The sequence below is a fragment of the Rhizobium sp. CF142 genome (assembly GCF_000281145.1).
Taxonomy (GTDB): Bacteria; Pseudomonadota; Alphaproteobacteria; order Rhizobiales; family Rhizobiaceae; genus Rhizobium.
Genome location: NZ_AJWE01000008.1, coordinates 79372 through 105477 on the forward strand (window position 1 = coordinate 79372; position 26106 = coordinate 105477).

A 26106-nucleotide genomic window follows, 5' to 3' on the forward strand; every position below is an offset into this window, starting at 1 on the left:
CTCCCGCCCGCTGCCGGCCTTTCAGGCGGCCAGTTGCAATGCGCCGGCGAGCTGCGCGAAGTCGCCCACCGAAAGGGCGGGGCGGACAGCGAAATCGATGACCGCTTGGAAGACTTCCGGTGGCGCATCCTTCTTCATGGCTCCGAGCAGCGCAGCACGCTCGGCCGGATTGATCGCCGGGATCATGATGCGCATAAATGCCATGCTCTTTTCCGGCGACAGGGAAGCGATGATCCGCATCTCGATACCCAGCATTTCATGGTCGGTGAAGTTGCGCCACAGAAGCGGCCCGGTCACCGTTTCCTCCTCATGCATATGCGCGAAGTCGTCGGCGATGTAAGCCGCGAAGGCGAGGTAAAGCTTACGCCCGCAGGCCGGCTTGTGCAGCGGCCAGGCATTTTCCCAGGCGACGACGAGTTCTTCCAGTTCACGGAAGGCAGTGCGGTGATCGTCGTGCTGTTCGTCGAGGGTGGTGGTGGAGAGGCCCTTGGCGGCGAGCGCTTCGTGGATGTGGTCATCTTCATGACCGACGTGGGAGGCGGCGAGCATCAGGTAGTGGCGCAGGTCCTCGATCAGGAAGCCGGTCTCCTCGGCATTGTGGAAATCGGCCGTGCCGAGGCGTCCGAGCAGGTCACAGCCGGCCTTGCGCAGGCCCTTGTGGACGGCGCCGTAGATATCGTAGCGGCTATTGAGATCGGGAATGCTGGTAAGCGAAAATTCGTGACTCATGACTGGTTTTCCTCTCTTTAGCCGGCGCCGCGTCTCTGTGCGCCGGGCGATGGGGAGGGGATAATCGAGGTACCTGCGAGGAGCATCCTAAAACCATCCTAAGCGATCGCCGCGATTGCTAAGAATATCCTAACTACTTATTATGACTTCGTAGTGGGGAGAAAAGCATTGCTGGGCTCGAAACTTGCGGAATTCATCGAAAGTCCCGTCATGATGCTGTTTGCGACGCGAGACGGGAGCGGCCGACCAATGATCGGCCGTGGGTCGGGCGTACGTTTAGACCGGTCGAGCGGACATCTGCAATTTCTTGCCTCGCGCTGCCAGTGGCCGAAGGCCGTGGGCGAGGCGTTGGTCGGGCGCCCGATCGCCACGACCTTTGTTCGGGCGGCCGACTACAAGGCCTGTCAAATCAAGGGCCAGATCCTGAATGCCGGCCCCGCGGACGCCGCCTGCCAGACGCTGGGCGAGGCCTATGTCGCCGAGCAGCTGGCGCGCATGCTAGCGCTCGGGGTCACCCGCATGCAGCTTTCCAGCACGCTGTCAGACCAGGATCTTGTCTGTCTGACGATTGAGCCGCAGGAAGTCTTCGAGCAGACGCCGGGGCCGGGCGCCGGACGCAGGCTGACGCGGGAAACCATGGCATGATCCCTCTCGAGCGGCTGCGTGACAGTTTCGAAGGCGTCATCCCCTCCGTTATCGCCACCACCGATGCCAATGGCATGCCCAACGTCTCCTATCTCTCGCACGTGCACTATGTCGACGAGACACATGTGGCGCTTTCCAACCAGTTCTTCTCCAAGACTGCCGCCAACGTGGTACGCAACGGGCTCGCGACCGTCATGGTGGTCGACGGCTATAGCGGCCAGCAACACGTGCTCGAACTTGTTTTCGAGCGCTCGGAGACGGAGGGCGAGGCCTTCGAACGCGTGGCAGTCCATCTCGCGATCCTCGAAAGCCGGATGGGCGGGATCATGAAGCTGCGCGCCCTCGACATTTACCGGGTGGAGGACTGCCAGCCGGTTCCGGCCGCCAATCCGCTCGTCGCGCCCGAGCCGCTGGTGCTGCCCGACCTGATGGGCAAAGTGGCGAGGCTTGCGGCGCGGATGTCGGGCTGCGCCGACCCCGAAACGCTGCTCGACATGACGCTCGAGGGGCTGGCCGAGCACTTCGGCTATGGCCATTCCATAGTCCTGGTGCCGGACGGCGAACGCGGGGGCCTGACGACGATCGCCAGCCGTGGCTACGAGCAGTTCGGCTTCGGCGCCGAGGTTGCAGCCGGGAGCGGCATCATCGGGGTCTCCGCCGAGCGCAGGAGCGCCGTCCGGATCACCGATCTCAGCCGCGGCCAGCGTTACGTCCAGGCGGTGCGGGCCATGGCCGGTATCGAGGACGCCGCCTCCATCCCGCTGCCGGCTCTCGAAAAGCCGCTGAGCCAGATCGCTCTACCGCTGGTCGCGCACTCGAGGCTCGTCGGCGTGCTCTTCCTGGAATCGACGGAACGCTTCACCTTCCGACATCGCGACGAGGAGGCACTGACCGTAGTGGCAGCACACCTCGCCACCGCCCTCTCCTTCCTGTCCGATGAGCGCGAGCGGGCCGAGACGGGCCGGCGCGACAGGGCCGGGCCACAGGTGGAGCACGTGCCGGCCGGTCGGCGGATTGCGGTGCGCTTCTACCAGCGCGATGGCTCGCTGTTTGTCGACGACGACTACCTGATCCGCGGCGTGCCGGGGCGGCTGCTGCTGCACTTTCTCGAAGACTATACGCGTAGCGGCAAGCAGGAGTTCCTGAACCGCGAGATTCGCCGCGACCGGCGCTTGCAGCTGCCGGATTTCAAGGACAACCTGGAGACCCGGCTGATCCTGCTGCGCCGGCGGCTGGAGGAAAAGGCCGGGCCGATCAAACTGGAACGTGCCGACCGGGGCCGCCTGCGGCTGACGCTCGCCGGTCGGCCCGAGATCGAGGTGATCGAGGACTAAGCCTTCAGCATGTTCCTTCGCCAAGGCAGCCACATTGGCGCGGTTTCGGGTGCAGCGAACCAGCCGGTTTCGGTCCTGACCGTCACCATCCTTTAATAGCCACCTCCATCTCGCAGACGAGGCTGAAGTGCTCCCTCCGCTTGGCGACGATCCGTAGGGCAGAAGCTGCCGCGAGTGAAGACAAGTCCCACGAGACAGCGGCCTCGAAGCTTGGAAAGCATCCGGCGTTTTCCTGAGTGATCGCTCGCAATCGGCGAAAAAACTGCCCGGTCACGATATCTGATCGCATCCGGCTCTGTCACATATCGATGACGAGCTCGCCTTTCGGCTGCGAGCAGCACAGAAGCACATTACCGTCCGCCGGGGCATCGATCGGATCGGGACGGTAGCACACTGCACCGGAAATCAATCCGGTCTCGCAGGTGTGGCAGACGCCTGTCCTGCACGACCAGCGCACCGGCACGTCGCATGCCTCCGCGAACTCCAGCAGATTGTTGAACTTCGGGTTCCAGGCGACGCTAAGACCACTGCGGGCAAACGAGATCAAGGCGCCAGCACCGAGAGGCCCGTCCGGCTGATGCGGTTGCCGGCTCAGCGAGGCCGCGATCCCTGGAGTGATGGACGCGGCCGATCCGAACATTTCGGTATGAATTCGGCCGAGCTCCACTCCGAGCTTCTCAATCCCTGCTGCAAGATCGTCCATGAAGCTTGCCGGCCCGCAGAGATAGAAGTCGCCGTCCAGCGGCAGGCGCAGCGACTGGATGACCGCCAGATCGAGGCGAGATCGCCTGTCGTAGTCAATACCTGGCTTATCGGCCGGATCGGGTGCGCTGTAGCAGACAAGGCTTTGCGCATCCGGAAGGATTTGTAGAAGCCCTCTCACTTCGTCCGCAAACGGATGTTCTCGTCCATTCCGGGCGCCATGGAGCCACCAGATTTTTCTGCCCGAGCGATCGACTGCCAGGGCGTGGAGCATGGCAAGGACGGGCGTCGCGCCAATCCCGGCGCTGAGGAGGACGATCGGCGTCTCGCCCTCGGCCAGCGTAAAGCTGCCGCGCGGCGCGCTTGCCTGCACCACCTCGCCGATGCCCAGCTCGTCATTGACATAGGCGCTGGCGACGCCGCGAGCTTCCCGCTTGATGCTCACTCTGTAATAGGCGTCATTTGACTGGCCCGACAAGGAATAGCTCCGCAGCAAGAGAGGAGCCCCTCTGGGCTGGAAACCGAGCACGATGAACTGTCCCGGAAGGAAGGCGGGCAGCCGCTTTCCATCCGTCGGCTCGAGCTCAAGAGACTTGACGCTTTCACTCTCGAGCGACATGCGCGACACTTTGAACGAGCGAAATCCCTCCCACGCCAACTCGAGACGCTTCTCCCCCGTAAGGCCAGCGTTTCCGGGCGAAGCCCCGTTTTTTGAAGATTGCTCCAGCAAGGACTGAAACGAGCGACGCCAACCGGGACTTAATGCGCGGATCCGCAATGCACGTTCCAATCGATCGCGAGGGTGACCAGGCTTGTAGAGAAGATCGTTGATGTCGGCGACCGTCATGCTGTCCTCTGCCGAAGCCACCTGTTCGACTTCGTCGCCCGCCTGAACTTTCCCTTCCTGCAGGACACGGAGGTAGAATCCCGGTCTTCGGTGCGAGACCAGCAGAGCAGCCATTTCTGGCAACCCCATCCGGATACCGAGCCGATAGCAGGTGACGCGAGGCTGGCTCACCTCGAAGACAGCTTCGCCGATGCGGTAACGGTCGCCGATGCAGACTTCGGCGTCTGGAAGACCATCGAGCGTGAAGTTCTCGCCGAACTGACCATAGACGAAATCACGTCGGCCCAGATGTTCCTCCCAATACCGGTAGGAATCCGTCTGGTAGACATAAACTGCGCGGTTCTCGCCGCCGTGGCCAGCGCGATCCGCCTGGCCGTCGCCGTCGATATTGAGGCGGCGCACCATGCAAGCTCCTTTGACCGGCGTCTTCCAGATCGCCGTATTCACCAGTTTCCCCTGCCACTCGATATCACGTGGCAGGCCGACGTTGACCGAAAGCAGATGAACCATAACGTTCCCTTTCGAAGATCATGACGATATTTCTCTGCCAGAAGACCGTCGCCCATGAGTTGAAATCCGCCCATGGCGCCCAGCAATCTCGGGTTCTGAAAGCTCAGTGCGTCGCACTCAAAGATGGTCAAAGGTTCCCGCTTCGTCTTTGTCCATAAGTGCTGAGCATCTGACCACATCGGCGGCCAGGATTGCAGATAATTTGCGCTCCATGTCTTGGCTCCCAATATGAACTCCGCGCTACAAATCGTATATGATTTTACCGCATGTTTCACGCGCGCCTGAATAGTCGCCCCGACGGGCGGAGTTACGATCCACAGAAGCGCGGTGGTGTTCCAAGCCTCTAAAGTCTCGTTTCACTCGAATCGATGCCAACTCATTTGATCCTCCAGTGGATCCGTAAAAGCGTTGCACTCAACAGCTGCAAATATAAGTAGGAGCCAAATCTCCGATGGAAATGCCAGATCAACTCCTGGTGGAAATCAACAGATTAGCTATACTTTACAATTCTTTCTTAAGGGACATAGTGCAGCAGGAGATGGCCGAGTGCCGGCGGCTGAAAGTTGGCGAAATCGATTTGGCCCAGCGTCCAAGGAAGTGCACGTGAACATGAAACCCTGCGAGCGCGTCAGTGGCGTAAACTACGCCATGGGCGCAAACAGTCGCTCAGGCGGCAGCTTGCCCAATTCATCCTTGCTTGGAGATATCCGTTGAGTTCCCTATTAACCGCAATGCGCTCCGCCACGAATGCGCCGACGGTTTTGACAGTCGAAGCTATTTTGGAAAATCGCTTTTACGCGCTCGCCCTGAAGGATGCGGCGCTGAAGCTAATTGCCATGCACGATGCCGCACCTCGTATCGTCCGCTATACCGCAGATATGAAGCGATGGTTGCTGACGCAGTCAATTCTGGCTTTTCATTTTCAGCGTGTCACGTCGCCGTCTCATCCGGGCCTTACGGCCGCCAAACTGAACGCCCTCATCGCCGAGAGTGACGTTGCTTCCAAGAACACGGCGTTCGCGCATCTCGCAGAGATGCGCAACTACGGTCTCTTGGTTGATACTCATGAAAGCGGGGACAGGCGTGTTCGCCAGCTCAGAATTTCCGAAACTGCCGAAACCTTGATTCGCGAGTGGTTCGACGAACATTTGAAATCACTCGACATGCTCGATCGGGGCACACGATTCTCACGATCATCCGCCGATCGGCGCCTGCTCTGGTATGCGCAGCCAAGAATGTCCCAGAGCCTCTTTCACGATCCAAACTGGACCAGCCCTCCGCAGACGGTGGACGCTTTCGTCCGAACTGCTTCCGGCAGCAACATCCTGCATGACCTGATGTCTCGCTTGCCCCCGGAAAGGGAACTGGAGCCGCGCATGCCTATTGGTCCTTTGCGCATCGGAGAATTCTTCAAGCGCTACGCCATCTCCCGGACCCACGCGCGGCGCCTTTTCGATCGCGCTCACTTGCTTGGGACTTGTGGATGGGAGCTCTCCAGCAACAGCGGTGATTTCTGGCTTGGGGCAGAGCTGATCCGCGACTATCGACATTGGCAGGCAGTCAAGTTTGCGGCCATCGACGAAGCGTTCGAATGGGCCTGTTGCCATGTACCCGAGCCGACCAATGAGCAACGAGAGGGTTGAGCTCTTGGCGTGGTCGCAATTCGCAGGGCCTGCGCAAGACCTAGAGGGCTTACATCCAGCTCAAACTACCTGCTAGGCCGAAATAGGCCTTGGACCAAATCCGCCCGATGGACTCAGCACCGCCAACCGGGCGATGTCTTATTCGGCCCCGCGCTCCCAATACCAGGCCACATACATATTCTTCCTGTCATGCCTTCGTGCCTTCAGGAACGTCCGCATGGCGCGTACATCTTCCTTTTCGCAGGCAAACCAGACGAAGATCTCACCCTCGGTGGCGGCAATGGCTTGTTTGGCTTCTTCCAGCAGAATGTCCTTGGCGCCGTCTGCGTAATAGCGCCGATGCAGCCAGCGCACGTCGAGTGAACCCGCCGAGAAGAATAGCTGCTCCTCCATTTCGTCAGCGACCTCGATAATTGCCTGCAGGCGCGTCCCTGCCGGCACTTCCTCGGCGATGCGGGCGATCGCAGGCAGCGCGCTTTCATCGCCTGCAAGCAGGATGGATTGCGCCGCCGGCAGATCGCCGCCGCCGGGACCGAGCAGTGCGACCTGCTGACCGGGCTCGGCGTCGCGGGCGAAATCGGCGCCGGGCGTTTTGATGCCGGGTGTCGGATGCTGCAGGAAATCGATCCAGAGTTCGCGCTTTTCAATATCGACAAAACGGATCGTGTAGACGCGCACCAGAAGTTCGTCTTTGCCTTCGGGCCAGGCGACACGGCCATCGGCCCGCAGACCCGGCCAGACCGGCGCCCTGCCCTTCGGCGGTACGAGCAGGCGGACATGCATGTCGCCGCCAATGAAAGGCGTCACGTCGGCGCAGGCAAATTTCACCCGGCGCATATGCGGCGTGACATCCTCGGCCGAAACCACCGTGGCCTCATGGATATTCGGCAGGACGGCAAGCGCTGCCGGATCAGACCAGGTGAGTTCAAGCGGGTCTTCGCCGGCAAAGTAGAACAGATGCTCTGCCAGCATGGTGCGGCTCATCTGCAGCGTCTTTTCCGAGGGGCAGGAAAGCTCGATCATGAGCTTCTTGTCCCGAATGCGGATTTCGGTCGTGCCCACCTTGCTCGTCAGAAGTGCGAGATCGGCGCTGCGCTGCACTTCGGCATGTTCGACGAAATGCTCGCAGATTTCGCCGAGCATGGCAGCAGCGTCCCTTGGAAGGGCAACACCCGAGAGCTTGAATTCCTGCGCCGTCGTCATCTGTTCTCCTCGTGGAATGCCTGTTGCGCCTCGTCCCCGCCCGCCGCCATCCGGTGGCGGCCGATCGGCAGCATGATCGGGCGGCCGGATGTGGGATCGGTGATAATACGGCTCTCGAGAGCGAAGACATGCCGCATATTGTGCTCTGTCAGCACCTCTTGCGGCGTCCCGGACACGTGCACGCGGCCCTCCGTCATGGCGACGAGATGGTCGGCATAACGTGCTGCAAGATTGAGGTCGTGCAGCACCATGACGACGGTCGTGCCGCGCTGATGGTTGAGATCGGTCAGGAGATCGAGCACCTCGACCTGATGACTGATATCGAGAAAGGTCGTCGGCTCGTCGAGCAGCAGAATTTCCGTCTGCTGGGCGAGCGCCATGGCGATCCAGACCCGCTGGCGCTGACCGCCGGAGAGCTCGTCGACGGGCCGCTCGGCGAGATCGGCAGTCTTGGTCGCGTTGAGTGCAGCATCGACAGCCTCGTCATCCCGACGCGTCCAGCGCGAAAACAGGCTGTGGTGCGGATGGCGCCCGCGGCTGACGAGATCGGCAACGGTGATGCCCTCGGGCGCGATCGGCGATTGCGGCAGAAGCCCGAGTGTCCGGGCAAGCTCGCGTGGTGGCGTGCGGTGGATCGACTTGCCGTCGAGCAGGACCTGCCCTTCGCGCGGCGAAAGCAGCCGCGACATCGAACGCAGCAGCGTGGACTTGCCGCAGGCATTCGCCCCGACGATGACGGTGATCTTGCCGGGCGGTACGGCGAGATCGAGCCCGTGCAGGATCTCGTCTTCGCCATAACCGGCCGAAAGGCGGGTGGCTGCCAGGGTGTGGATGGTCATAGCGAACCTCCTGTCCGGTTGACACGCACGATCAGGAATAGGAGGTAGGGAGCGCCGAGCGCACCGGTGACGACACCGACTGGATAGCGGCTCGGCAGCAGGAACTGGCCGGCATAATCGCCTGCCAGCACCAGCACGGCGCCGACAAGCGCTGCGGGAATGAGGATGGAGCCATTGTTGCCGACGATGCGGGCCGCGATTGGTCCCGACAGGAAGGTGACGAAGGCGATCGGGCCTGTCACCGCGGTTGCCGAAGCGATCATCCCGACCGCTGCGACGATGATAAGGATACGGGTGCGCGACACGCCGACGCCGAGGGCTGCTGCCGTATCATCGCCAAGCCGCAAGGCTTCAAGATCACGCGCGCGGCTGAGCAGGAGGCCGCCGAAGACGACAAGCGCAAGCAGCAATGGTGCTACCTGGCCAAGCTGGGCACCGTTGACGCTGCCTGTCAGCCAGCGGATCGCCTCCTGCAGGCTCCAGGCCGGGGCCTGCGACAGGATATAGGCAATGACACTTTCCAGCATCGCCGACACGCCGATGCCGACAAGGATGAGCCGCGTGCCGGCGACCCCGTTTCGAAATGAAAGCCCGTAGACGAGCAATGCCACACCGAGCCCGGCAATGACGGCGACGATGGAAACGACCGGCCCCTTCAGCGATAGAACGACGATCACGAAGACGGCGGCAGCGCTCGCTCCCGAACTGATGCCGATAATGTCGGGGCTTGCGAGCGGATTGCGCAGCATGATCTGGAAGGCGACGCCGCCAAGCCCGAAGCTCAGCCCCGCGAGAACCGCAAGCGCGGCACGCGGCAGCCGCAGCTGACCGACGGTGAAAGCTGCACCCTGCACATTTTCGCCGAGCAGGACCCGGATGACGTCGCCAGGCGGCGTAAAAGACTGGCCAAGCGACAGTGTCAGCGCAAAAAACGCCACGACAAGGCACAGTAGCAGGACGACCACGAGCCTGTGCCGGCGCGTCCGACGTCGGCGGCTATCGACGATGCGGTCAAGGGAAGATGCTGTCATCGTCACAACTCGCGCACCCGTTGACGCCTGACAATGGCGATGAAGAATGGCGCACCGATCAATGCCGTGACGATGCCGACATCGAGCTCGGCGGGTCTGGCGACGATACGTCCGACGACATCACCTGCAAGCAGCAGGCAAGCGCCGCCAATCGCCGAGAAAGGCAGAATCCAGCGGTGATCGACCCCGACCAGCAAGCGGCAAAGGTGCGGCACCACGAGGCCAAGAAAACCGATCGGGCCACAGACCGCGGTCGTCGCGCCACAAAGCAGGATTGCGCCGAGTGCCGCGATACCGCGGGCGAGTGCCACACGTTCGCCGAGGCTCGCCGCCAGTTCGTCGCCGAGTGCAAGCGAATTGAGCTTACGCGCCGACAGCAGGCTGATGAGGAAACCGGCAGCGAGAAATGGGAGAACGGGCAGGATGCGTTCGAATGTCGCCCCACCGACACCGCCGATCTGCCAGGAGCGGATGCCGCCGGCAATATCATTGCGCGGCAGCACGACGGCAATGACCATCGACGCAAAAGCGACCGACGTCGCCGCCCCTGCAAGCGCCAGTTTCAACGGCGTCGCCCCGCCGCGCCCGAGCGAACCGATCGTATAGACGAAGAGCGCCGAGCACCCGGCTCCGAAGATCGCCGTCCAGATATAGGCTTCGTTCGAGGAAATATCGAACCAGGCAACGGCGACCACGACAGCAAGCGATGCCCCCATATTGACGCCCAGAATACCGGGATCGGCAAGCGGATTGCGCGTCACGCCCTGCATGATTGCGCCCGCAAGCCCCAGTGCGGCGCCGGCGATGATGGCAAGCAGCGTCCGGGGCATGCGCACCGTCACTGCCGCCTGACCGATATTGTCGGCATGTCCGATCAGCGCCGCAAATATGTCGGTCCAGTCCACGTCACGGGTGCCGACAGTGACCGAGAGCGCACAGAGACAAACAAGCGCAACAGCCAGGCCGAGAAGCCAGAGGCTGCGTGCCTGGTTCGACCCAGCTGCCGCAGCAGGGCTGGATGATGATTTGAGGCGAGGCACGATCATTGCGGCTTGCTTGGAGACTTTATGGCGGCGTCGGCAAGCAGCGCCACGTAATCCTTAAGCACCCAGGAGATCGACAACGGCGTTGGATTGGCAGCCGTACCGATCGGGTCGCGGCCGAGTGTTACCAGCGCACCCTTGGAAACAGCCGGCATTCTCGCCATCAGCGGGTTCTTTTCCAGCGCTTCGAGCAGTTGCTGGTTTCCATAGGTGACGACGATATCGACGTTATCGAAGGAATCGATACGCTCGGCGCTGATCGATCCGGCGAATTTGCCTGGCGCGGATGCCTCCACGACGCTCTTTGGAGATGTCAGCCCGAGGTCGGCGAAGAATTTCACGCGCGTATCGTTGGTCGTATAGAAATTGACGGTGCTGAGATCGGTCGCATTGAGATGGGTGATGAACATTGCCGACTTGCCATTGAGCTCGGGATGAGCGGCGACCGTTTCCGCTATTTCGCCCTCGATCGTCTTGATCAGCGCCTCGCCTTCTGCCGCCATGCCGAGCCCTGCGCTGTCGAGGCGGATCATCTCGCGCCAGTCGGTCGACCACGGCGCTTCCGGATAGGCAACGACCGGGGCAATCTGGCTCAGCGTGTCGTAGTCGGCTTGGCTGAGGCCGGAATAGGCAGCCAGGATCACATCGGGCCGGGTCGCTGCGACCGCTTCGAAATCGATGCCGTCGCCTTCATCGAAGAGAACCGGCTTATCGGCATGCAGTTCCCTGAGCCTGTCTGCCACCCAGGGCAGCAGCCCGTCGCCGTCATCATCGCCGAAATTGGCAGCCGCAAAACCGACGGGCACGATGCCTAGCGCCAGCGGTACTTCATGATTGGCCCAGGCGACCGTCGCAACCCGCTCCGGCTTCCTGGCGATAACGGTCGTGCCGAAAGCATGCTTGATGGTGACGGGATAGGACGTGTTCTCATCCGCCCGGCTGGCGCCGGCCGCCACGGCAATGATCCAGATACAGGTCAGCGCCACTTTCGTAGCGGCAAGCAAAAAGCGCAGCATCGTGCGAACTCCGCCAGTTTTTAAGTTGACCTGCACTTTCAGGTTAATCCACCTGCGTCAACGGTGATGCCGCAGCCAAAGGACCATAGCGTTGAGATTTCCGTGGGATCGTACAAAACGCCGGAAATTTACAATACTGGACAACTACGCTCAAGTTAGTAGCCATCGCAAGGGACATCGAGCCAACCATCGCAGCCGCCGCTCCGGGAGGAATTCTCCCGCTCGTTTGGGCTGCCGGTATGCCGTTTAGAGCGATCCCCAAACCGGCATCCCATTCGGCACCCCAAGCCGAAGGGCCGTCATGGCGACACCAAATTGTGGAACGTGAACATGGACATCATAAGAACAGGCGCTCATTCGCGACAGGCCCTCCTGCGCACCCGGGATGCGGTCCTTTTGGGATGCACCGCGCTTGTCGCCCTCGCGCCTGGCATGGTGCTCGCGCAGGAGAGCGGAAATTCGAATACTGTCACCAATCTCGAGCCCATCGTCATTTACGGCAGTGGCCTCGATACCGACAATGACTCGAAATCGATCGTCGCGACCAAGACCATAAGCGGCAACGGCATGGCGACGGATCTTCTCGACACGCCGGCCTCCGTCTCCCTCATCACCTCAAAGGAAATCCAGGAGCGCGGCGCACAGGATACCGAGCAGGTTCTGCAATATACGTCTGGCGTCACCACTGACTTCTACGGCTCGGACGACCGCTTCGACTATTTCAAGATTCGCGGCTTCGACGCTTATACCTATCGCGACGGCCTGACGCTTGGCGACCCCTTCGGCGGCATCCGGGAAGAGCCCTTCGCCTTCGAGCGCGTCGAAGTGCTGAAAGGCGCCAACTCCACGACTTTCGGCGTTTCCGATCCCGGCGGCGCGGTCAATTTCGTGACCAAGAGACCGAAGAGCGAACGCTTCGGCCAAGCCTATGTGACGGGCGGTTCCTTCGACCATCGCGAAACCGGTGTCGATTTTGGCGACAACATCACCGAAGACGACACCTTCTCCTACCGCATCACCGGCAAATTCAAGCGCGCCGACGCGGAATATGACTATTCCCAGGACGACGAGAACTTCATCATGGGCGGTGTCACCTGGCGCCCGAGCGCCGATACCAATCTGACCGTGGTCTTCGACCATCTGGACAAGGACGGCGTGCCCGGCGGCGGCGGCCATCCGGTCGGCTCGGATTTTTCCAGAAGCCGCTTCTTCGGCGAGCCGGACTACAATTATCGCGACGTCAACAGGAACTCGGTCAGCGTCATGTTCGACCATGATTTCGGAAATGGCCTGACATTCAGCTCGAATGCGCGCTACAGCGACGCCAAAAGCAATTTCGGTTATGCCTATATTTCTTCGACGCCGACCAACGGATCGACGATTGCCGACCGCGCTTTCTTCGGCAATGAACAGGCGGCCGAAAACGTCATCATCGATACTCGCCTGCAATATGACACGAGCTTCGACAATATCGACAGCCGCAGCCTCGTCGGGTTGCAATACAATAACCTGCAATCCGACAATGACAGTTTTTACGGCCCGGCGCCAAGCATCGACTGGACGAACCCTGTCTATACCGGCGCGCCGACCTCGGTCCCCCTCTACCAGAGCCTGACCAACGACCAGAAGACCACCGGGCTCTACCTGCAGCAGGATCTGACCTTCTTCGACAGGCTGACGGCCTCTGTCGGGTTGCGCAACGACTGGATGGACCTCAATCAGTTGAACAATCTCTCCAACTCAACCACCAGTGCCGATCTCAGCGAATTCACCAAGCGAGCCGCCCTCTCCTACAAGCTCACCGATCAGGTTGCGACCTATGTCAGTTATGCGGAATCAGCACTGCCACCCTCGCTGACAGTCGATCCCGAGCGGGGCGAACAATGGGAAGTGGGTGTCAAATATCGGCCCGACGAATTCCCGGCACTCTTCAGCGCAGCGGTCTATGATCTCACCAAGAGCAATATCACCCGCACGAATCCGGCGACGGGCTTCCAGGAGACGATCGGCGAGGTCCGCGTGCGCGGCATCGATCTCGAAGCCAAGGCTGAAGTCACCGACAATATCAGCCTGACGGCCGCCTATTCCTACATGGTCTCCGATATCGTCGAGAACGGCACGCTCGGCAATGAGGGCAACGAAATGTCCTTCGTGCCCAATCACACCGCGTCGCTCTGGGTAAACTACGGACTTCCCGGCAACGGCTTTCGCGGCGACATGAATTTCGGTCTCGGCGCGCGTTATACCGGCGCCTACTACTTCAACGACGCCAATACCCAGTCGACGGGCAGCAGCATCGTTTTCGACGCGGCGTTCGGCTACAAGATCCAGGAAAACACATCCTTCGATGTGAATGTCACCAATCTCTTCGACGAGAAGCATGTCGCCTATGGCGGCTTCGGTGCGGATTTCTACAATCCGGGCCGGGCAATCTACGCAACTCTGCGCCAGACCTGGTAAGCGGCCGGTCCCGCCGACAGTCCTGTAGGCGGGAGAGTTTATCCGAGACGCTAGCGGAGCTGGCGCATCCGCCGCCATGCGGCGGGTGTGTCGCCAACGATCTGGCGAAAGACCTTGGTCAAATGCGCCTGATCGGAAAAACCGAGCTGAGCGGCAATATCGGCGACCGAAAGCTCGCTTTCGGTTAGAAGCGTCTTGGCATGGTCGATGCGCTTGGCGAGCTGCCATTGCAGTGGCGTCTTGCCCGTTGTCTGCTTGAAGACATTGGAAAACCAGCTTTCCGACAGACCTACCGTCGCGGCCATTTCTGCGACAGTCAGGCGGCAATCGCTGAGATGATCGACGCGGGCGATCAGCTTGTTCATCTGCGCCTGGGTCAGCCGACCGTTGACCTGTTCGGCGCCCTGCACTGGAATGTCCAGGAGACCGCTGACGATGCTTCCGACAAGGCTCTCACCAAAGATCTGGTGTTTCGACGGGTTGGAGACCTCGTCGACGACAAGGCGTGCAAGCGTTTCGATGGCTCCGGTATCCTGCATCTCGACCGGATTGCGTAGCGCCGTCATGGCCGCGGAATTGCCGACTGATGGCGCAAGATATCGCAATAGCCGATCCCTGTGCATATGCAGATTGAGATGAGAGAAGCGATGCGTGGCACCACTCGTCGTCCACATCGGCATGCCGGGCGGAACGTAGACCGCCCGCGTCATTGGCCGGTAGTGCTGCTGAAAATCGCCGTCGCGGTTGGACATGCGGATCTGCGACGAGACATCGCTAAAGAAGATCATGATGCGCGGATCGTCCGACAAGTAATAGCCCTTGGCGCCCGACTGGCTTTCGGCGTCCCAAAGGACACTGACAAGCCCATCGAACTGGCGCCATTTGACCGGCGCCATCACCCGGATGCCTTCTGTGTGCCAGACCATGGAATGCCAGAAACTCAAAACCAGAGACCGTCCTTATTCGGCATCCGCCATACCATCGTGCCTGTCAGCGGCACGAGCGCGCTCCCGGCAGCGATGCTCTGATATCTCTGCGGGAAGTGCGCATTTCACGCGCGCTTCTAAACCAAAATTAACATGAGTTCAATAATCATGTTTATTGATCGTGAAATACGCCCTTCACATAGGCAGCATTGATCCGCCAGGATCGCCCTGCAAACGGATCGGCCATATCTCCCTCGGGTCGCAATCATGAACATCGCTTCACGCGGATGGCCTGGTCCGCGCCTTGCGTTCAGCTCAGCGGCATCGCCACTGGTCGCATCGGCGCGCCGGTTGCTCCGCGCAACTTGATGCATGCACCGAAAAAGGCAAATTCGTAAAGCTTTTCACTGGCAAGCTCTTCGAGATAAGCCATCTCGAGGATCGGAACGCCCGCTTCCGCCAGCAGATAGGTATGAACAGGGAAGAAATTGAGCACGTGTGCCGAAGGCGTCTGCTCGAGCGTCAAATTGTCGGCGCCGATCATGATGGCACCGTGCTTGCAAATATACTCGGCACCCTCGCGATTGAGGCCAGGTGTATTCCTGGTGAAGGCCATGTCTGGCCATAGGAGCATCTGGCCAGTGCGTAGCAAAACGACATCGCCGGGCAGAATTTTTAGGCCCTGCTTCTTAAGGCAGTCTTCTATGTCGGCCTTGCCGATTGGATGGCTCGGCGGCAGCGTATCGACCCCATACATGGCCGCGATATCGAGAAGAATACCGCGTGCAAAAATCGGCGGATATTTTTCCGGGCCGCAGATATCCCAAGCCCGACTGCCGAGGTGATCCCGCGCCGTGAAACCATTGAAGATCTCGCCATTGTAACCGAAGTGGTTGAACGTATCGATATGCGTGCCGCAATGGGTGTACATCGAGATACTGTCGCCGGAATAGGCGACGAGCTCGTTCTGCTCGCGCCTCACGCCCATCGTGTTCGCGACGATCTCGCCCTGCGGTGTATGTGTCATCCAGATCTGGTAGGGCTGGTCGCCGGCGCCGAACCAGCCGGGCATGCCGACAAAATGGTCGACCGAGAGGTCGAATACCTTCGAGGCATCGGTGCGGCCGATAATCGCCGAACGCGACTTGGCGTCGATCAGGTTGAGCATGCCGATCTCGTCGTCGCTGCCGTAGGGGCTCTTCGTCACCTTATGGAATTCGGCATTGTAAGCGATGATCTTGCTCTTGGTCGCTTCGTCGACATAACAGGCCATGCACATTGCAGCTCTCCTTGTTCATGTTCGCAGCCGCCGGAGTGGCCGCCTTCAGATCGTTTCGCCTCGAATGACCGGTTCGGCAGAGAGCGCCACCGACAGCAGCCGCTCGTCGGCGTGCGCCAGCCCCGACAGCAGGAAGCCGACCGGCATGCCGGCGTCACCCGCGCCGCAGGGGATCGATACGCCACACCAGTCGAGGAAGTTGCCGAGCAGCGTGTTGCGCAGCGTCTTGCCATTGGTGGCAACGAAGAGTTGGTCATCGGTCTTCAACGGTTCGACCGGCGGCGCCACATGCGCGACGGTCGGGAAGGCGATCAGCCGGCCGCCGACCAGCCGGTCCACCGCCTCGATCAGCCGGGTGCGGGTAGAGAGAATGTCGAGATAGTGCGAAAGGGTGATCTTCTCGCCGAAGCTGGTGCGCGAGACCACGCGCGGGTCGATCAGTCCGGCGTCCGGCCCCGTGATCCGCGCCCGGTGCAGCCAGTAGGCCTCCGCCGTCACCAGGGCTCCGTGGCTGGCCATCAGCTGCAGAATTTCCGCAAAGGCCGGGATCTCCAGCCGCGTGAACACGACGCCGGCGCGCGACATACGCTCGACCGCCGCCTCGAAGGCTGCAACAACACCCGGCTCGGCATTGTCGAAGACGACGTTGGTGGGAATGACGACCTCCAGCCCGGCAAGTGGATTGCAACTGACCGTCGATGCCGTGGCTCCACGCATCGCCGCGTCGATCCAGACGGCATCCTGCACCGAGCGGCAGAGCGGCCCGAGCGAATCGAGGCTGCCGGCAAGCGGAAACACGCCGGCCATCGGATAGCGCCCACGCGTCGCCTTGTAGCCGACGATGCCGTTCAGCGCTGCCGGAATCCGCACCGAACCGCCGGTGTCGGAGCCGATCGAGACCGGCACGAGACCAGCCGCCACTGCCACGCCCGAACCGGAGGACGAGCCGCCCGGAATGCGGGCGACATCCGTGCTGCGGGGGTTTTTCGGCGTGCCGAAATGCGGATTGATGCCAAGGCCGGAAAAGGCGAACTCGCTCATGTTGACCCGGCCCGTTGCAAGCATGCCGGCTGCAGCGAGCGCAGAGACGACGGCGGCATCGGCCGCAGCCGGTGCCCGATCGCGAAGAAGCAGCCTGGATCCTGCCGCCGTGACGCTGCCGGCAACATCGAAGAGGTCCTTCCAGGCGACCGGAATGCCTTCGAACAAGCCGAGCGAACGACCGTCCTTCAGCCGCTTCGACGAGGCATGCGCCTCCGCCATTGCCCGCTCCCGCGTCAGCGAGATGAAGATCGCTTTGTCTTCATGGCCCTCGATCGCCCCAAAGACCTGCTCCGCCACCGCAACAGGATCGACGCTGCCGCCCTGGATGAGGGTGGACAACTGGGCGATCGAGAGGGAGCCGTAAGAGTGTGTCATTCTGTCGTTCCAGTTCTACTCACGCCGCCACGAACTGCATCCAGCGGCGCACGAGGTAATTGTGTTCGTCCATGGTCGTGTTCCAGACGGCGATCGAGTTGGCGCGCTGCCAGTAGGAGCCGCCGCTGCGCACCGCCCCCGCCTTGACCCGAAGGAGCCCGTCGGGGCCCGGCAGGTCAGTCGCGGCCGGCAGGCCTTCGTACCAATAGTCCCATTCGGCCGGCGTCATGTGCGGCCGCGAGCGTGCCGGCGTCGACATGTAATAACCCTGCCGGGCCACCACCGCGCCGGGCCAGCCGGAGATCCACCAGTTGAGATAATCGTAGGCCGCGTCGAGCATCCGGCCGGAGAGCCGCTTGGACAGGCAGAGGCCGCCATGCCAGGCGCGGTAACCCTCGGCGGGATTGGCGAGTTCGACGGGAAAGCCGCGCAGGTTCAGCTTGCTGATCCCGAGCGACCACATCGACTGGATCTGCGTATCGCTCTTCGTCATCAGGTTTGCAGCGTCCTCTGCCGAACGCCAGAAGCCGCGGAAAAAGCCAGCCTTCTTGCGCTCCTCTAGAATGTCCAACAACCGGTCGATCTCCTCAATGCTCATGTTGCCGAGATTGTTAAAGGTCATCAGCCCGGCCGACTGCGCCGCAAGTGCTGCATCGAAGATGCCGATCGCCGGCTCGTTGACGAGGGCTGCGCGTCCGTGCCAACGTGGATCGAGCAGTGCCGCCCACGAAGTCATCTGGTTGGAATTCGCCGCATCCTTCCGGTAGGCGAAGCTGTCGAAATTATGCGTCGTCGGCAGCATCGAAATGCGCTGCGAGGGCGTCTCGGCAAGCGCCAGGTTCGGCTGCACGAAAAGCTTGGTCACCGGTGCATCGCCCTGCCCGATCCGCGCATTCGGCCCGATGCGGCCCGTCTTGGTCAGATCGGTGATCTCGTCCCAGAGGGTGATCCGCTCTATGTCGATCGGCTGCACGGCGCGCCAGTACCAGACGATGTCGAGGTTGTGGAAGCACTGGTCGTAGATGTCATAGGTCATCGGCTCCAGCGCCGCCTTGTGCTGGGCGGTCATGAAGTCCTGATTGTCGAATTCGATGTCCATGCCGAGATCGCGCTCGGCACCGAGCCGGAGTTCTTCCAGCAGCGAAATCGCCGTGCCCAGGATGCGCAGCTTGATCCGACCCTCTGTATGGAGGGCGGGCGTCGGGAAACTCTTCGGCGTCGGCATTTTTCTCATGGCTGCATCTCCTCGACCCGTCGCAGCGCGCGCTGTGCCGCACCCAGCCCGTTAAAGGCGTTGAACGATCGCTCGATCGCCGCGGGCGCGATGCCATCGACGATGAAAACGATACGGGAACGCCGGTTCCCGCCTGGCCAGGATTGCATATGAACGGGCGGATGGACCAGATGCTGCACCCCGTGGACCGCCACGGGAAAGTCTTCGCCCTCGATGTTGAGAATGCCCTTGACCCGAAGAATGCGGTCGCCGTGGCGGTTGAGCAGCATGGTCAGCCAGATGCCGAAGGCTGTCCAATCGACCGTCCCTTCGCTCATCAGCACGAAGGACCGAATGCCGCCGGAATGTTCGCCGGCAAGAACAGGCCCCGGATCGTCGCAATAGAAGCCGCCCGGCGATTGCATGGCCTCGGCACGGCCGGTTGTCGTGTCCTCCAGCAGCCTGATGACATCGAAGACATCGTCCGTCGAAAGGACGATCGGCGCATCCGGATTGATCTGCCGGATCATCGCCATCACCCGCGCGACTTGGCCAGCCTCGACGATATCGGCCTTGGTCAGCACCAGAAGGTCTGCCACCGCCACCTGCCGCATTGGCTCGCGATAGGCGGCAAGCTGTGCCCCCGCATTGACGGCATCGACGGTGGCAATCACGCCCGAGGACCTGAAATGATGCCGCAGAACAGGATCGGCCTTCAGCGTCGAAAGAATGGGGAAAGGATCGGCAAGCCCCGTGCTCTCGATGACGATCCGGTCGAAGGGCGGGACGATGCCGCGCTCTCGCTTCGAATGCAGGTCGCGGATCGCGTCTGCCAGTTCGCCCCGCACCGTGCAGCAAAGGCAACCGGATTGCAGCAGCACCATGTTCTCGTCGATACGCTCAAGCAGGTGATGATCGAGCCCGACCTCGCCAAATTCGTTGATCAGCACCGCGGCGTTCGAGAGCACCGGATCGGTCAACAGCCGGCGCAGCAGCGTCGTCTTGCCGGATCCGAGAAAGCCGGTCAGCAGCGTGACGGGCGTGAAGGCCGGAAAAGCATCAGTCATGGCCGCTCGCCTCCAGCCGGTCGAGAAGCGGCTCGGCCAACGGATCGAGCGGCCGGCTCGCAAGCCGCTCGGCCGCCGGCCAGAGGTGTCCGAGATCCTCGATGATCTCGGTCTTTCCGGTCCGGGTCGACAGCAGGAAAGACGATCCCTGCCAGTCGGAGATAGAGAGACCGAAGGCATCGAGGATGCGGTTGGCGATTGCAACGCGGCGGGCGCGTTCGCGCCGCCGGTCGATCCGCTCGGCGGTGCGGGTATAGACCCCAGGCCGCGCGACCGCGTCGGCCCAGTGCTCGTTACCTCCCAGAACGCCGCAGAGCGAACACATTGCCTTTGCCTCTTACTTCTTGCGCGGGAAGCGTTTGGCGAAGTCGTCGGCGATTTCGTTCATCGTCACGAACTTGACGCCGGGATGCTTGATCATGTGGGCATAGAGACGCTCCAGCATCATGAGAACCTGCGGCCGGCCGGCGACATCAGGGTGGATCGTGATCGGAAAGACAGCGTAGTCCATCTCGCGATAGACCCAGTCGAACTGGTCGCGCCACATCTGCTCGATGTCGTGCGGGTTGACGAAACCGTGGCTGTTCGGCGCCTTCTTGATGAACATCATCGGCGGCAGGTCATCGAGATACCAGGACGCCGGGATCTCGATCAGGTCGGTCTCGTGACCACGCTTCAGCGGCACCATCCAGTCGGACGGCTTCTTCGAATAGTCGATCTTGGTCCAGCTGTCGCCGACGCGAACATAGTAAGGTGTGAAGTCGTTGTGCATGAGCGAGTGATCATACTTGATGCCGCGCTCGAGCAGGAGCTCATTGGTAACGTTGGAGAATTCCCACCAGGGCGCCACATAGCCGGTCGGCCGCTTGCCGGAAAGCTTGGTGACGAGGTCGATGCACTTGTCGAGCACCTCGGTCTCCTGCTCGCGCGTCATGGCGATCGGATTTTCGTGGGTGTAGCCATGGATGCCGATCTCGTGGCCGGCATCGGCGACGGCCTGCATCTGTTCCGGGAACGTCTCAATCGAGTGGCCGGGGATGAACCAGGTCGTCTTGATGCCGAAACGCTCGAAGAGCTTCAACAGCCGCGGGCTGCCGACTTCGCCGGAAAACAGGCCCCGCGAGATGTCGTCCGGCGAATCCTCGCCGCCATACGAACCGAGCCAGCCGGCGACGGCGTCCACGTCAATGCCGAAGCTGCAGAAGATTTCTTTTGCCATTGCGGGGGTCTCCTTGTGATGTTCTCGTTGGTCCGGCTTTGATCGGCCGGCTTTTCAGTGGGCGGGAATGACGGTGGCGTTTTCCGGCTTCCAGGCGAGCGCGACCGGCGCATCGACCGGAAAGGCGCCGGGCGGATACTTGTCGACATGGGCTTCGAGCGCCAGCATGCGTCCATCCGGCAGGGCGACCGAAAGATGCGAGATATGCCCGACCACGTCGAAGCGGCGGATCCTGGCATCGATGACATTGCCGCCGGAGGCCTGAGCGATCGCGTCACGGCCGCCCTTGTCGAGCGCATGCACCTCGATCGCTTCCGCAGGGATCACGACGCTCACCGCATCTCCGTCGGCGACCGCGCCATTGGCATCGCCGGTGAGAAGGCCGAGCGGCGTATCGACCACAACATGTCCCTTCTCGTGGCCCTTGACCGCCCCCCTAAAGATCGTGTTGCGGCCGATGAACTGCGCGACGAAAGGCGTGTTCGGCCGTGTGTAGAGCTGGTGCGGCGGACTAATCTGCTCGATCCGGCCCTGGTTCATCACGACGATTCGGTCGGACAGCGCCAGCGCTTCGGACTGGGCGTGCGTCACGAAGACGAAGGTCACGCCGAGTTCGCGCTGCAGCAGTTTCAATTCGCTCTGGATCGTCTTGCGCAAATTGGCATCCAGAGCGCCGAGCGGCTCGTCGAGCAGCAGGATGTCGGGCTCGACTACGAGGCCGCGCGCAAGCGCGATGCGCTGGCGCTGACCGCCGGAAAGCTTGTCGCATCGCTTGTCGGCCACATCTTCGAGACCGAGCTTTTCAAGGATGCGATCGACTTTCGCATTGCGCTGGGCCTTAGCCATGCCCTTCACGTCGAGGCCATAGCCGATATTGTTGCGCACCGTCATGTGCGGGAAGAGCGCATAATTCTGGAAGATCATCGAGGTCGGCCGCTGCGCCGGGCCGATATCGTTGATCCGCTCGCCCCTGATCATCAGATTGCCGGAAGAGATGCTTTCGAAACCGGCAATCATCCGCAGCGTCGTCGTCTTGCCGCAGCCGGACGGACCGAGAAACGCGATGAACTCGCCCTTGTCGACGGCGAGGTTGAAATCGATCACGGCCGGCGTTCCGTTATCGTAGACCTTGCCGATCTGGTAGAGTTCGAGGTCATGTATCATGGCGGTCATTCCGGGTTGCGGGTGGAAGGACAGGCGACCGGAGCCGCCTGCCAGGTGGCGCCTTCACCACATCGCAGATGAGATGAAGGGGCGCTGGGAGTAACGCATCAGGCGCTGAGGAATTCGTCCCACTTCTGGATGAGGTGATCGTATTCATCCGGCCACTGGTGCCAGTAGGCAACGTTTGCCGCGCGGGTCTCGAGCGAGCCACCATCACGCAGATCGCCTTCCTTGATGCCGCGTTCAGCAGCACCTACCCATGGCTTGCCTTCGTACCAGAAGGCGTATTTCTCCGGCGCCATCTTCTGCTTGATATTGGTTGTCGGTGAATAGTAGCCCTGCTCGGAAACCGTGATGCCCGGTTCGCCCGACAGCCAGTAGTCCGCGTAAGCGACAACGGCTTCCTTGTTCGGCGTGCCTTTCAGCATGGTGTTGCCGATGGACCAGGCGCGATAGCCTTCCTTCGGGATGGCGTATTTGCAGGGCTTTCCCTGCGCCTTGACGGCCATGACGGCCGGCTGCCAGGCGTCGCAGACGACGATTTCGCCGGAGGCAAGGAAGTTGACGAGTTCGCCGAAATCGCCCCAGAGCGCGCGGAACTGGCCATCCTTCTTCTTCGAGATGAGGAACTTCGCGGCCTCGTCGATTTCCGCAGCGGTCGGATTGCCGGGGTTCTTGACGTTTGAGAGGCCAAGCGTGTTCATCGCCATGACCGCCTGACCGAAAGCTGTCAGCGGGTCGGTGTTGAGGCCGGACTTGCCCTTGTACTTGCTGTCGAAGATCGCCGTCCAGCTGTTGGCTTCCTCGTCGGAGAGCACGTCCGGATTGTACCCGACGGAGTCGAAGTTGAAGACTGAAGGCACCATCCAGAGCGCCGTCTGCGTCTCGTCCGTCCAGATCTGGCCGACGATCTGCGCCTTGGCGTCGAATTTTGGATCGGGCTTGGTGAATATCTCGCGGATATTCGACCAGCTCTTCAGGCCCGAGGTTTCGATCGGGTCAGCATTGTCCGTCATGACGACGGAGGGAAGGCGCTCGCCGATCGTTTCCCAGACGTCATAGTCCTTCGAACCGGAGAGGATGCGGGTCTGCGCATCCGGGAAGGTCGCCGCCGTGCCTGATGTCGTGCCAACGCCGCTTGCCGTCTTGAACTCAGCCAGGATGCGTTCCTGCACAGTGACCGAAAGGCCGATTGTGCGCAGCTGTTCGCCGGCAAGGCCCGTGGCCTGTGCATAGGCTGCCCGCGAGGAGAGGAAGTGCGTGCCGCCGCCAATGGCAAGCGCCATGGCGCCCGCGGATCGCTTGAGCAGCGAACGTCGATTCATGTCCATCGAAATTGTCATTGTCGTTCTCCGGTTCTTTTGTTCCCCTGGATGGTCTTCATGACCACCCATCGTTCTCGTCCGGCCTCGGCGTCAGGGCGGGATCGGTCCTGACGCACCCTCCGTCAGTATCGGCCCACGAGGAGCCCCCCATCCACGACCAGCGTCTGGCCGGTCATGTATCTCGCGTTGTTCGAAGCCAGGAAGACGATCACGTCCGCGATGTCCTCCGGTTCGCCGAGCCGCCCCATCGGGATGAAGGCGCTTGCCGCTTCGGCGCCCTTCGGTCCCAGCGAATTTTCTTCCGAGAGAAGCTGTGCTGTGCGAATGTAGCCGGGTGCCATGCCATTGACGCGGATGCCGTCGCGGGCAAGTTCGACCGCCAGGCCGCGCACGAGGCCGACGACGCCGGCCTTGGCGGCGGAATAATGCACATGCTCGTCCCAGCCGTAGGCGACACCCATGATCGAGGAAAGCGCCACCACGGCGCCGGACTTGCGTGCCTTCATGCCCGGTACGGCGGCACGGACCACGCGGAAGATGCCCTTGAGGTCGATGTCGAAGGTCAGCTCCCAGCGGTCGTCATCGAGCACATCGAGCGGCGCCTTGTGGGCGATGCCGGCATTGGCGATGATCACGTCGAGGCGACCGTGACGCTTCTCCACGTCGGCGACCACAGCATCGACCGCCGACGTCGAGCGGACGTCGAGCTCCATGAATTCGGCCGAACCGCCCGCAGCCTCGATTTCTGCTGCTACAGCGCGCCCTTCGTCCTTCAGGACGTCGGTGACGATCACGTGGTCGCCGAGGTTGGCGAATGCCATTGCGGTCGCCTTGCCGATGCCGATTCCGGCGCCGGTGATCAGCACGATGCGGGGTGTCGAAGAAATCGCGATCATTCTGTTTTCCTGACTAGAGCATGACATCGCCGGAGTTCGGGCCAAGCGTTTGGCCGACGAACAGGCTGGCGGCGGGCGATGCGAGAAACGAAACGGTGGCGGCAACCTCTTCCGGCTCGCCGAAACGGCCGAGTGGCAGTTCGGCGGCCTTGCGGACACGCCATTCCTGCGAGAGTTCGCGCACCAGCGGTGTATTGATCGGCCCGGGGGCGACGGCATTGACGCGCACGCCGCGCTTTGAGACCTCGCGGGCGAGCGACTTCGTCATGCCGATGATCGCCGCCTTGGCTCCGGCATAATGGACGAGTTCGATGCCGCCGATCTGGCCGAGCTGCGAAGCGACATTGATGATGATGCCATCCCCGGAAACGAGCATCGATGGCAGAGCGAGCTTGGTCATGAGAAAGGTGCCGCGCACATGGATTGCAAACATCCGGTCGAAATCCGCAACCTCGAGGTTCTCAAACAGCGCCTGATGGACGATGCCGGCACAGTTGACGAGTAGTCGCGGATGGCCGAAGGCCGAGACTGCGACCTCGTAGATGCGTGCCGTATCAGTCTCGGAAGAGACGTCGCCAGCAGCCGCTGCCGCCGTGCCGCCAGCAGCCGTGATCTCCTCGGCCACCGCCTGCGCACGGTCTAGGTGGAGATCGTTGACGAGCACGGCGTAGCCGTCCTCCGACAGCCGGGCTGCAATTGCGCGGCCGATGCCGGATCCTGCACCCGTGACGATGGCAGAAGGTATCGACATCACGCCTCCTCCTGAATCGCGACGCGCTTGGCGCGGCGTATGGAAAGCATCATCAGGACGGCGTAAATGCCGAGCAGCGCGAAGGAGAAGATCGTCGTCAGCACCCCGAAGGCGAAGACGTTCGGATGCACTTCCACAGAGAAGGTGCCGTAAATGGCGAGCGGCAGCGTCAGGTCGCGGCCAGATGCAAACAGCGTGCGCGAGAATTCGTCATAGGACAGCGTGAAGGCAAAGAGCATGGCCGAGAGCACGCCCGGAAAGATCAGCGGGAATGTTACCTTGCGGAAGGTGCGTGCCGGCGACACGCCGAGCGACCACGACGCCTCCTCGACGCTCTGGTCGAAGCGGTTGAGGATCGCCAGCATGACGAGAAAGGCGAAGGGATAGGTGTAGACGACGTGCAGCACGAAGGCTGTTCCCCACCAGTGCCGGTCGATGCCAAGCGCATTGGCGACGAGCGCCATGCCGAGGCCGACCAGAACGCCGGGAACCATCATGCCGAGAACGATCAGGTAGAAGACGACACCAGAGCCGGGGAACCGGCGGCGGAAGGCCTGCGCCGAGGTGACACCGAGCACGGTGGAGACGATCATCGTCATCACCGAGAGCACAAGCGAGCGCACCAAGGCTTCGTTGATCGGCAGCGGTGCGATGCGCGACGGCGGCGTCAGACCGAAGAGATGCTTGTACCAATAGGTCGACCATTCGATGATCGGGAATTGCGGTCCGCCCTCCGGCCCTGTCTGGAAGGACAGAATGGCGAGCACCACCATCGGCGCGTAGAGAAAGATCAGGAAGAGCGCCGTGTAGACGCCGAGGGAGAACTTGATGCCGCCAGCCTGCAT

23 protein-coding genes and 1 pseudogene are annotated in these 26106 nt (G+C 61.6%); 4 read left to right on the plus strand and 20 right to left on the minus strand.

Annotated elements, in window-relative coordinates:
• Window positions 1-21: 21 nt before the first annotated feature.
• Window positions 22-729, minus strand: coding sequence for a hemerythrin domain-containing protein (locus tag PMI11_RS01610; protein ID WP_007812587.1), 708 nt, complete (start codon window positions 727-729; stop codon window positions 22-24).
• 168 nt (window positions 730-897) lie between these two features.
• Between PMI11_RS01610 and PMI11_RS01615 the strand changes: the two genes are divergently transcribed.
• Both PMI11_RS01615 and PMI11_RS01620 read left to right on the plus strand, forming a co-directional pair.
• Window positions 898-1374, plus strand: a complete 477-nt coding sequence (locus PMI11_RS01615) for a hypothetical protein (protein WP_037070536.1) — start codon at window positions 898-900, stop codon at window positions 1372-1374.
• On the plus strand, window positions 1371-2708 hold the full coding sequence (locus tag PMI11_RS01620) for a GAF domain-containing protein (RefSeq protein WP_007812591.1): 1338 nt from the start codon (window positions 1371-1373) through the stop codon (window positions 2706-2708). The genes PMI11_RS01615 and PMI11_RS01620 overlap by 4 nt, the downstream gene beginning before the upstream one ends.
• A 298-nt stretch (window positions 2709-3006) precedes the next feature.
• Here the strand turns inward: PMI11_RS01620 and PMI11_RS01625 are convergent, their stop codons facing one another.
• Together PMI11_RS01625 and PMI11_RS37955 are read right to left on the minus strand one after the other, a co-directional pair.
• Entirely contained in the window at window positions 3007-4767 is a 1761-nt protein-coding gene (locus PMI11_RS01625) for an MOSC and FAD-binding oxidoreductase domain-containing protein (RefSeq protein WP_007812593.1), read from the minus strand.
• Between the two features lie 32 nt (window positions 4768-4799).
• A pseudogene (locus PMI11_RS37955) lies at window positions 4800-4980 on the minus strand (adenylate/guanylate cyclase domain-containing protein); the annotation flags it as partial.
• A gap of 497 nt (window positions 4981-5477) precedes the next feature.
• Here PMI11_RS37955 and PMI11_RS01630 point away from each other — a divergent pair.
• Entirely contained in the window at window positions 5478-6410 is a 933-nt protein-coding gene (locus tag PMI11_RS01630; RefSeq protein WP_007812595.1) for a hypothetical protein, read from the plus strand.
• 138 nt (window positions 6411-6548) lie between these two features.
• On the opposite strand, the gene PMI11_RS01635 is transcribed toward PMI11_RS01630, so the two are convergent.
• Genes PMI11_RS01635 through PMI11_RS01655 form a run of 5 tightly spaced genes read right to left on the minus strand, consistent with a single transcriptional unit; the run spans window position 6549 to window position 11542 of the window.
• A complete protein-coding gene (locus PMI11_RS01635; RefSeq protein WP_007812597.1) occupies window positions 6549-7613 on the minus strand; it encodes a DUF2218 domain-containing protein in 1065 nt (354 codons plus the stop codon).
• The gene (locus tag PMI11_RS01640; RefSeq protein ID WP_007812599.1) at window positions 7610-8452 is read right to left on the minus strand and encodes an ABC transporter ATP-binding protein; all 843 of its coding nucleotides are present in this window, start codon (window positions 8450-8452) and stop codon (window positions 7610-7612) included. The genes PMI11_RS01635 and PMI11_RS01640 overlap by 4 nt, the downstream gene beginning before the upstream one ends.
• On the minus strand, window positions 8449-9483 hold the full coding sequence (locus PMI11_RS01645; RefSeq protein ID WP_007812600.1) for a FecCD family ABC transporter permease: 1035 nt from the start codon (window positions 9481-9483) through the stop codon (window positions 8449-8451). Before PMI11_RS01645 ends, PMI11_RS01640 begins: the two co-directional genes overlap by 4 nt.
• A gap of 2 nt (window positions 9484-9485) precedes the next feature.
• Window positions 9486-10529 (minus strand): FecCD family ABC transporter permease, encoded by a 1044-nt coding sequence (locus PMI11_RS01650; RefSeq protein WP_007812602.1) that lies wholly within the window; start codon window positions 10527-10529, stop codon window positions 9486-9488.
• Window positions 10526-11542, minus strand: a complete 1017-nt coding sequence (locus PMI11_RS01655; protein WP_007812604.1) for an iron-siderophore ABC transporter substrate-binding protein — start codon at window positions 11540-11542, stop codon at window positions 10526-10528. Before PMI11_RS01655 ends, PMI11_RS01650 begins: the two co-directional genes overlap by 4 nt.
• Window positions 11543-11872: 330 nt before the next feature.
• Between PMI11_RS01655 and PMI11_RS01660 the strand changes: the two genes are divergently transcribed.
• A complete protein-coding gene (locus tag PMI11_RS01660) occupies window positions 11873-14002 on the plus strand; it encodes a TonB-dependent siderophore receptor (protein ID WP_007812606.1) in 2130 nt (709 codons plus the stop codon).
• A gap of 50 nt (window positions 14003-14052) precedes the next feature.
• On the opposite strand, the gene PMI11_RS01665 is transcribed toward PMI11_RS01660, so the two are convergent.
• The 12 genes from PMI11_RS01665 to PMI11_RS01720 all read right to left on the minus strand — a co-directional run bounded on the left by PMI11_RS01665 (window position 14053) and on the right by PMI11_RS01720 (window position 26106).
• A complete protein-coding gene (locus tag PMI11_RS01665; protein ID WP_157179578.1) occupies window positions 14053-14946 on the minus strand; it encodes a helix-turn-helix domain-containing protein in 894 nt (297 codons plus the stop codon).
• A 292-nt stretch (window positions 14947-15238) separates the two neighbouring features.
• Window positions 15239-16207: a cyclase family protein gene (locus PMI11_RS01670; RefSeq protein ID WP_007812610.1), complete on the minus strand. Its 969-nt coding sequence runs from the start codon at window positions 16205-16207 to the stop codon at window positions 15239-15241.
• 45 nt (window positions 16208-16252) lie between these two features.
• Window positions 16253-17626, minus strand: coding sequence for an amidase (locus tag PMI11_RS01675; RefSeq protein WP_007812613.1), 1374 nt, complete (start codon window positions 17624-17626; stop codon window positions 16253-16255).
• Between the two features lie 19 nt (window positions 17627-17645).
• Window positions 17646-18860 (minus strand): ABC transporter substrate-binding protein, encoded by a 1215-nt coding sequence (locus tag PMI11_RS01680; RefSeq protein ID WP_007812615.1) that lies wholly within the window; start codon window positions 18858-18860, stop codon window positions 17646-17648.
• Window positions 18857-19906 carry a CobW family GTP-binding protein gene (locus tag PMI11_RS01685; protein ID WP_007812616.1) on the minus strand — a complete coding sequence of 350 codons (1050 nt, stop codon included), beginning with the start codon at window positions 19904-19906 and terminating at the stop codon, window positions 18857-18859. Before PMI11_RS01685 ends, PMI11_RS01680 begins: the two co-directional genes overlap by 4 nt.
• Window positions 19899-20231 (minus strand): hypothetical protein, encoded by a 333-nt coding sequence (locus tag PMI11_RS01690; protein ID WP_007812618.1) that lies wholly within the window; start codon window positions 20229-20231, stop codon window positions 19899-19901. The genes PMI11_RS01685 and PMI11_RS01690 overlap by 8 nt, the downstream gene beginning before the upstream one ends.
• 12 nt (window positions 20232-20243) lie before the next feature.
• Window positions 20244-21125: a polysaccharide deacetylase family protein gene (locus PMI11_RS01695; protein ID WP_007812620.1), complete on the minus strand. Its 882-nt coding sequence runs from the start codon at window positions 21123-21125 to the stop codon at window positions 20244-20246.
• A 54-nt stretch (window positions 21126-21179) separates the two neighbouring features.
• Window positions 21180-22289, minus strand: a complete 1110-nt coding sequence (locus tag PMI11_RS01700; protein WP_007812623.1) for an ABC transporter ATP-binding protein — start codon at window positions 22287-22289, stop codon at window positions 21180-21182.
• Between the two features lie 107 nt (window positions 22290-22396).
• On the minus strand, window positions 22397-23632 hold the full coding sequence (locus tag PMI11_RS01705; RefSeq protein WP_007812625.1) for an ABC transporter substrate-binding protein: 1236 nt from the start codon (window positions 23630-23632) through the stop codon (window positions 22397-22399).
• A gap of 104 nt (window positions 23633-23736) precedes the next feature.
• Window positions 23737-24510 carry an SDR family NAD(P)-dependent oxidoreductase gene (locus PMI11_RS01710; RefSeq protein WP_007812628.1) on the minus strand — a complete coding sequence of 258 codons (774 nt, stop codon included), beginning with the start codon at window positions 24508-24510 and terminating at the stop codon, window positions 23737-23739.
• A gap of 13 nt (window positions 24511-24523) precedes the next feature.
• Window positions 24524-25261 carry an SDR family NAD(P)-dependent oxidoreductase gene (locus PMI11_RS01715; RefSeq protein ID WP_007812631.1) on the minus strand — a complete coding sequence of 246 codons (738 nt, stop codon included), beginning with the start codon at window positions 25259-25261 and terminating at the stop codon, window positions 24524-24526.
• Window positions 25261-26106 carry an ABC transporter permease gene (locus PMI11_RS01720; protein WP_007812632.1) on the minus strand — a complete coding sequence of 282 codons (846 nt, stop codon included), beginning with the start codon at window positions 26104-26106 and terminating at the stop codon, window positions 25261-25263. Before PMI11_RS01720 ends, PMI11_RS01715 begins: the two co-directional genes overlap by 1 nt.

Bases quoted from the DNA above. Each gene is read 5' to 3' on its own strand.
- PMI11_RS01610 (WP_007812587.1), bottom strand. From the start codon at position 729: ATGAGTCACGAATTTTCGCTTACCAGCATTCCCGATCTCAATAGCCGC.
- PMI11_RS01620 (WP_007812591.1), top strand. From the start codon at position 1,371: ATGATCCCTCTCGAGCGGCTGCGTGACAGTTTCGAAGGCGTCATCCCC.
- PMI11_RS01625 (WP_007812593.1), bottom strand. From the start codon at position 4,767: ATGGTTCATCTGCTTTCGGTCAACGTCGGCCTGCCACGTGATATCGAG.
- PMI11_RS01635 (WP_007812597.1), bottom strand. From the start codon at position 7,613: ATGACGACGGCGCAGGAATTCAAGCTCTCGGGTGTTGCCCTTCCAAGG.
- PMI11_RS01640 (WP_007812599.1), bottom strand. From the start codon at position 8,452: ATGACCATCCACACCCTGGCAGCCACCCGCCTTTCGGCCGGTTATGGC.
- PMI11_RS01645 (WP_007812600.1), bottom strand. From the start codon at position 9,483: ATGACAGCATCTTCCCTTGACCGCATCGTCGATAGCCGCCGACGTCGG.
- PMI11_RS01650 (WP_007812602.1), bottom strand. From the start codon at position 10,529: ATGATCGTGCCTCGCCTCAAATCATCATCCAGCCCTGCTGCGGCAGCT.
- PMI11_RS01655 (WP_007812604.1), bottom strand. From the start codon at position 11,542: ATGCTGCGCTTTTTGCTTGCCGCTACGAAAGTGGCGCTGACCTGTATC.
- PMI11_RS01660 (WP_007812606.1), top strand. From the start codon at position 11,873: ATGGACATCATAAGAACAGGCGCTCATTCGCGACAGGCCCTCCTGCGC.
- PMI11_RS01670 (WP_007812610.1), bottom strand. From the start codon at position 16,207: ATGTGCATGGCCTGTTATGTCGACGAAGCGACCAAGAGCAAGATCATC.
- PMI11_RS01675 (WP_007812613.1), bottom strand. From the start codon at position 17,626: ATGACACACTCTTACGGCTCCCTCTCGATCGCCCAGTTGTCCACCCTC.
- PMI11_RS01680 (WP_007812615.1), bottom strand. From the start codon at position 18,860: ATGAGAAAAATGCCGACGCCGAAGAGTTTCCCGACGCCCGCCCTCCAT.
- PMI11_RS01685 (WP_007812616.1), bottom strand. From the start codon at position 19,906: ATGACTGATGCTTTTCCGGCCTTCACGCCCGTCACGCTGCTGACCGGC.
- PMI11_RS01690 (WP_007812618.1), bottom strand. From the start codon at position 20,231: ATGTGTTCGCTCTGCGGCGTTCTGGGAGGTAACGAGCACTGGGCCGAC.
- PMI11_RS01695 (WP_007812620.1), bottom strand. From the start codon at position 21,125: ATGGCAAAAGAAATCTTCTGCAGCTTCGGCATTGACGTGGACGCCGTC.
- PMI11_RS01700 (WP_007812623.1), bottom strand. From the start codon at position 22,289: ATGATACATGACCTCGAACTCTACCAGATCGGCAAGGTCTACGATAAC.
- PMI11_RS01705 (WP_007812625.1), bottom strand. From the start codon at position 23,632: ATGACAATTTCGATGGACATGAATCGACGTTCGCTGCTCAAGCGATCC.
- PMI11_RS01710 (WP_007812628.1), bottom strand. From the start codon at position 24,510: ATGATCGCGATTTCTTCGACACCCCGCATCGTGCTGATCACCGGCGCC.
- PMI11_RS01715 (WP_007812631.1), bottom strand. From the start codon at position 25,261: ATGTCGATACCTTCTGCCATCGTCACGGGTGCAGGATCCGGCATCGGC.
- PMI11_RS01720 (WP_007812632.1), bottom strand. From the start codon at position 26,106: ATGCAGGCTGGCGGCATCAAGTTCTCCCTCGGCGTCTACACGGCGCTC.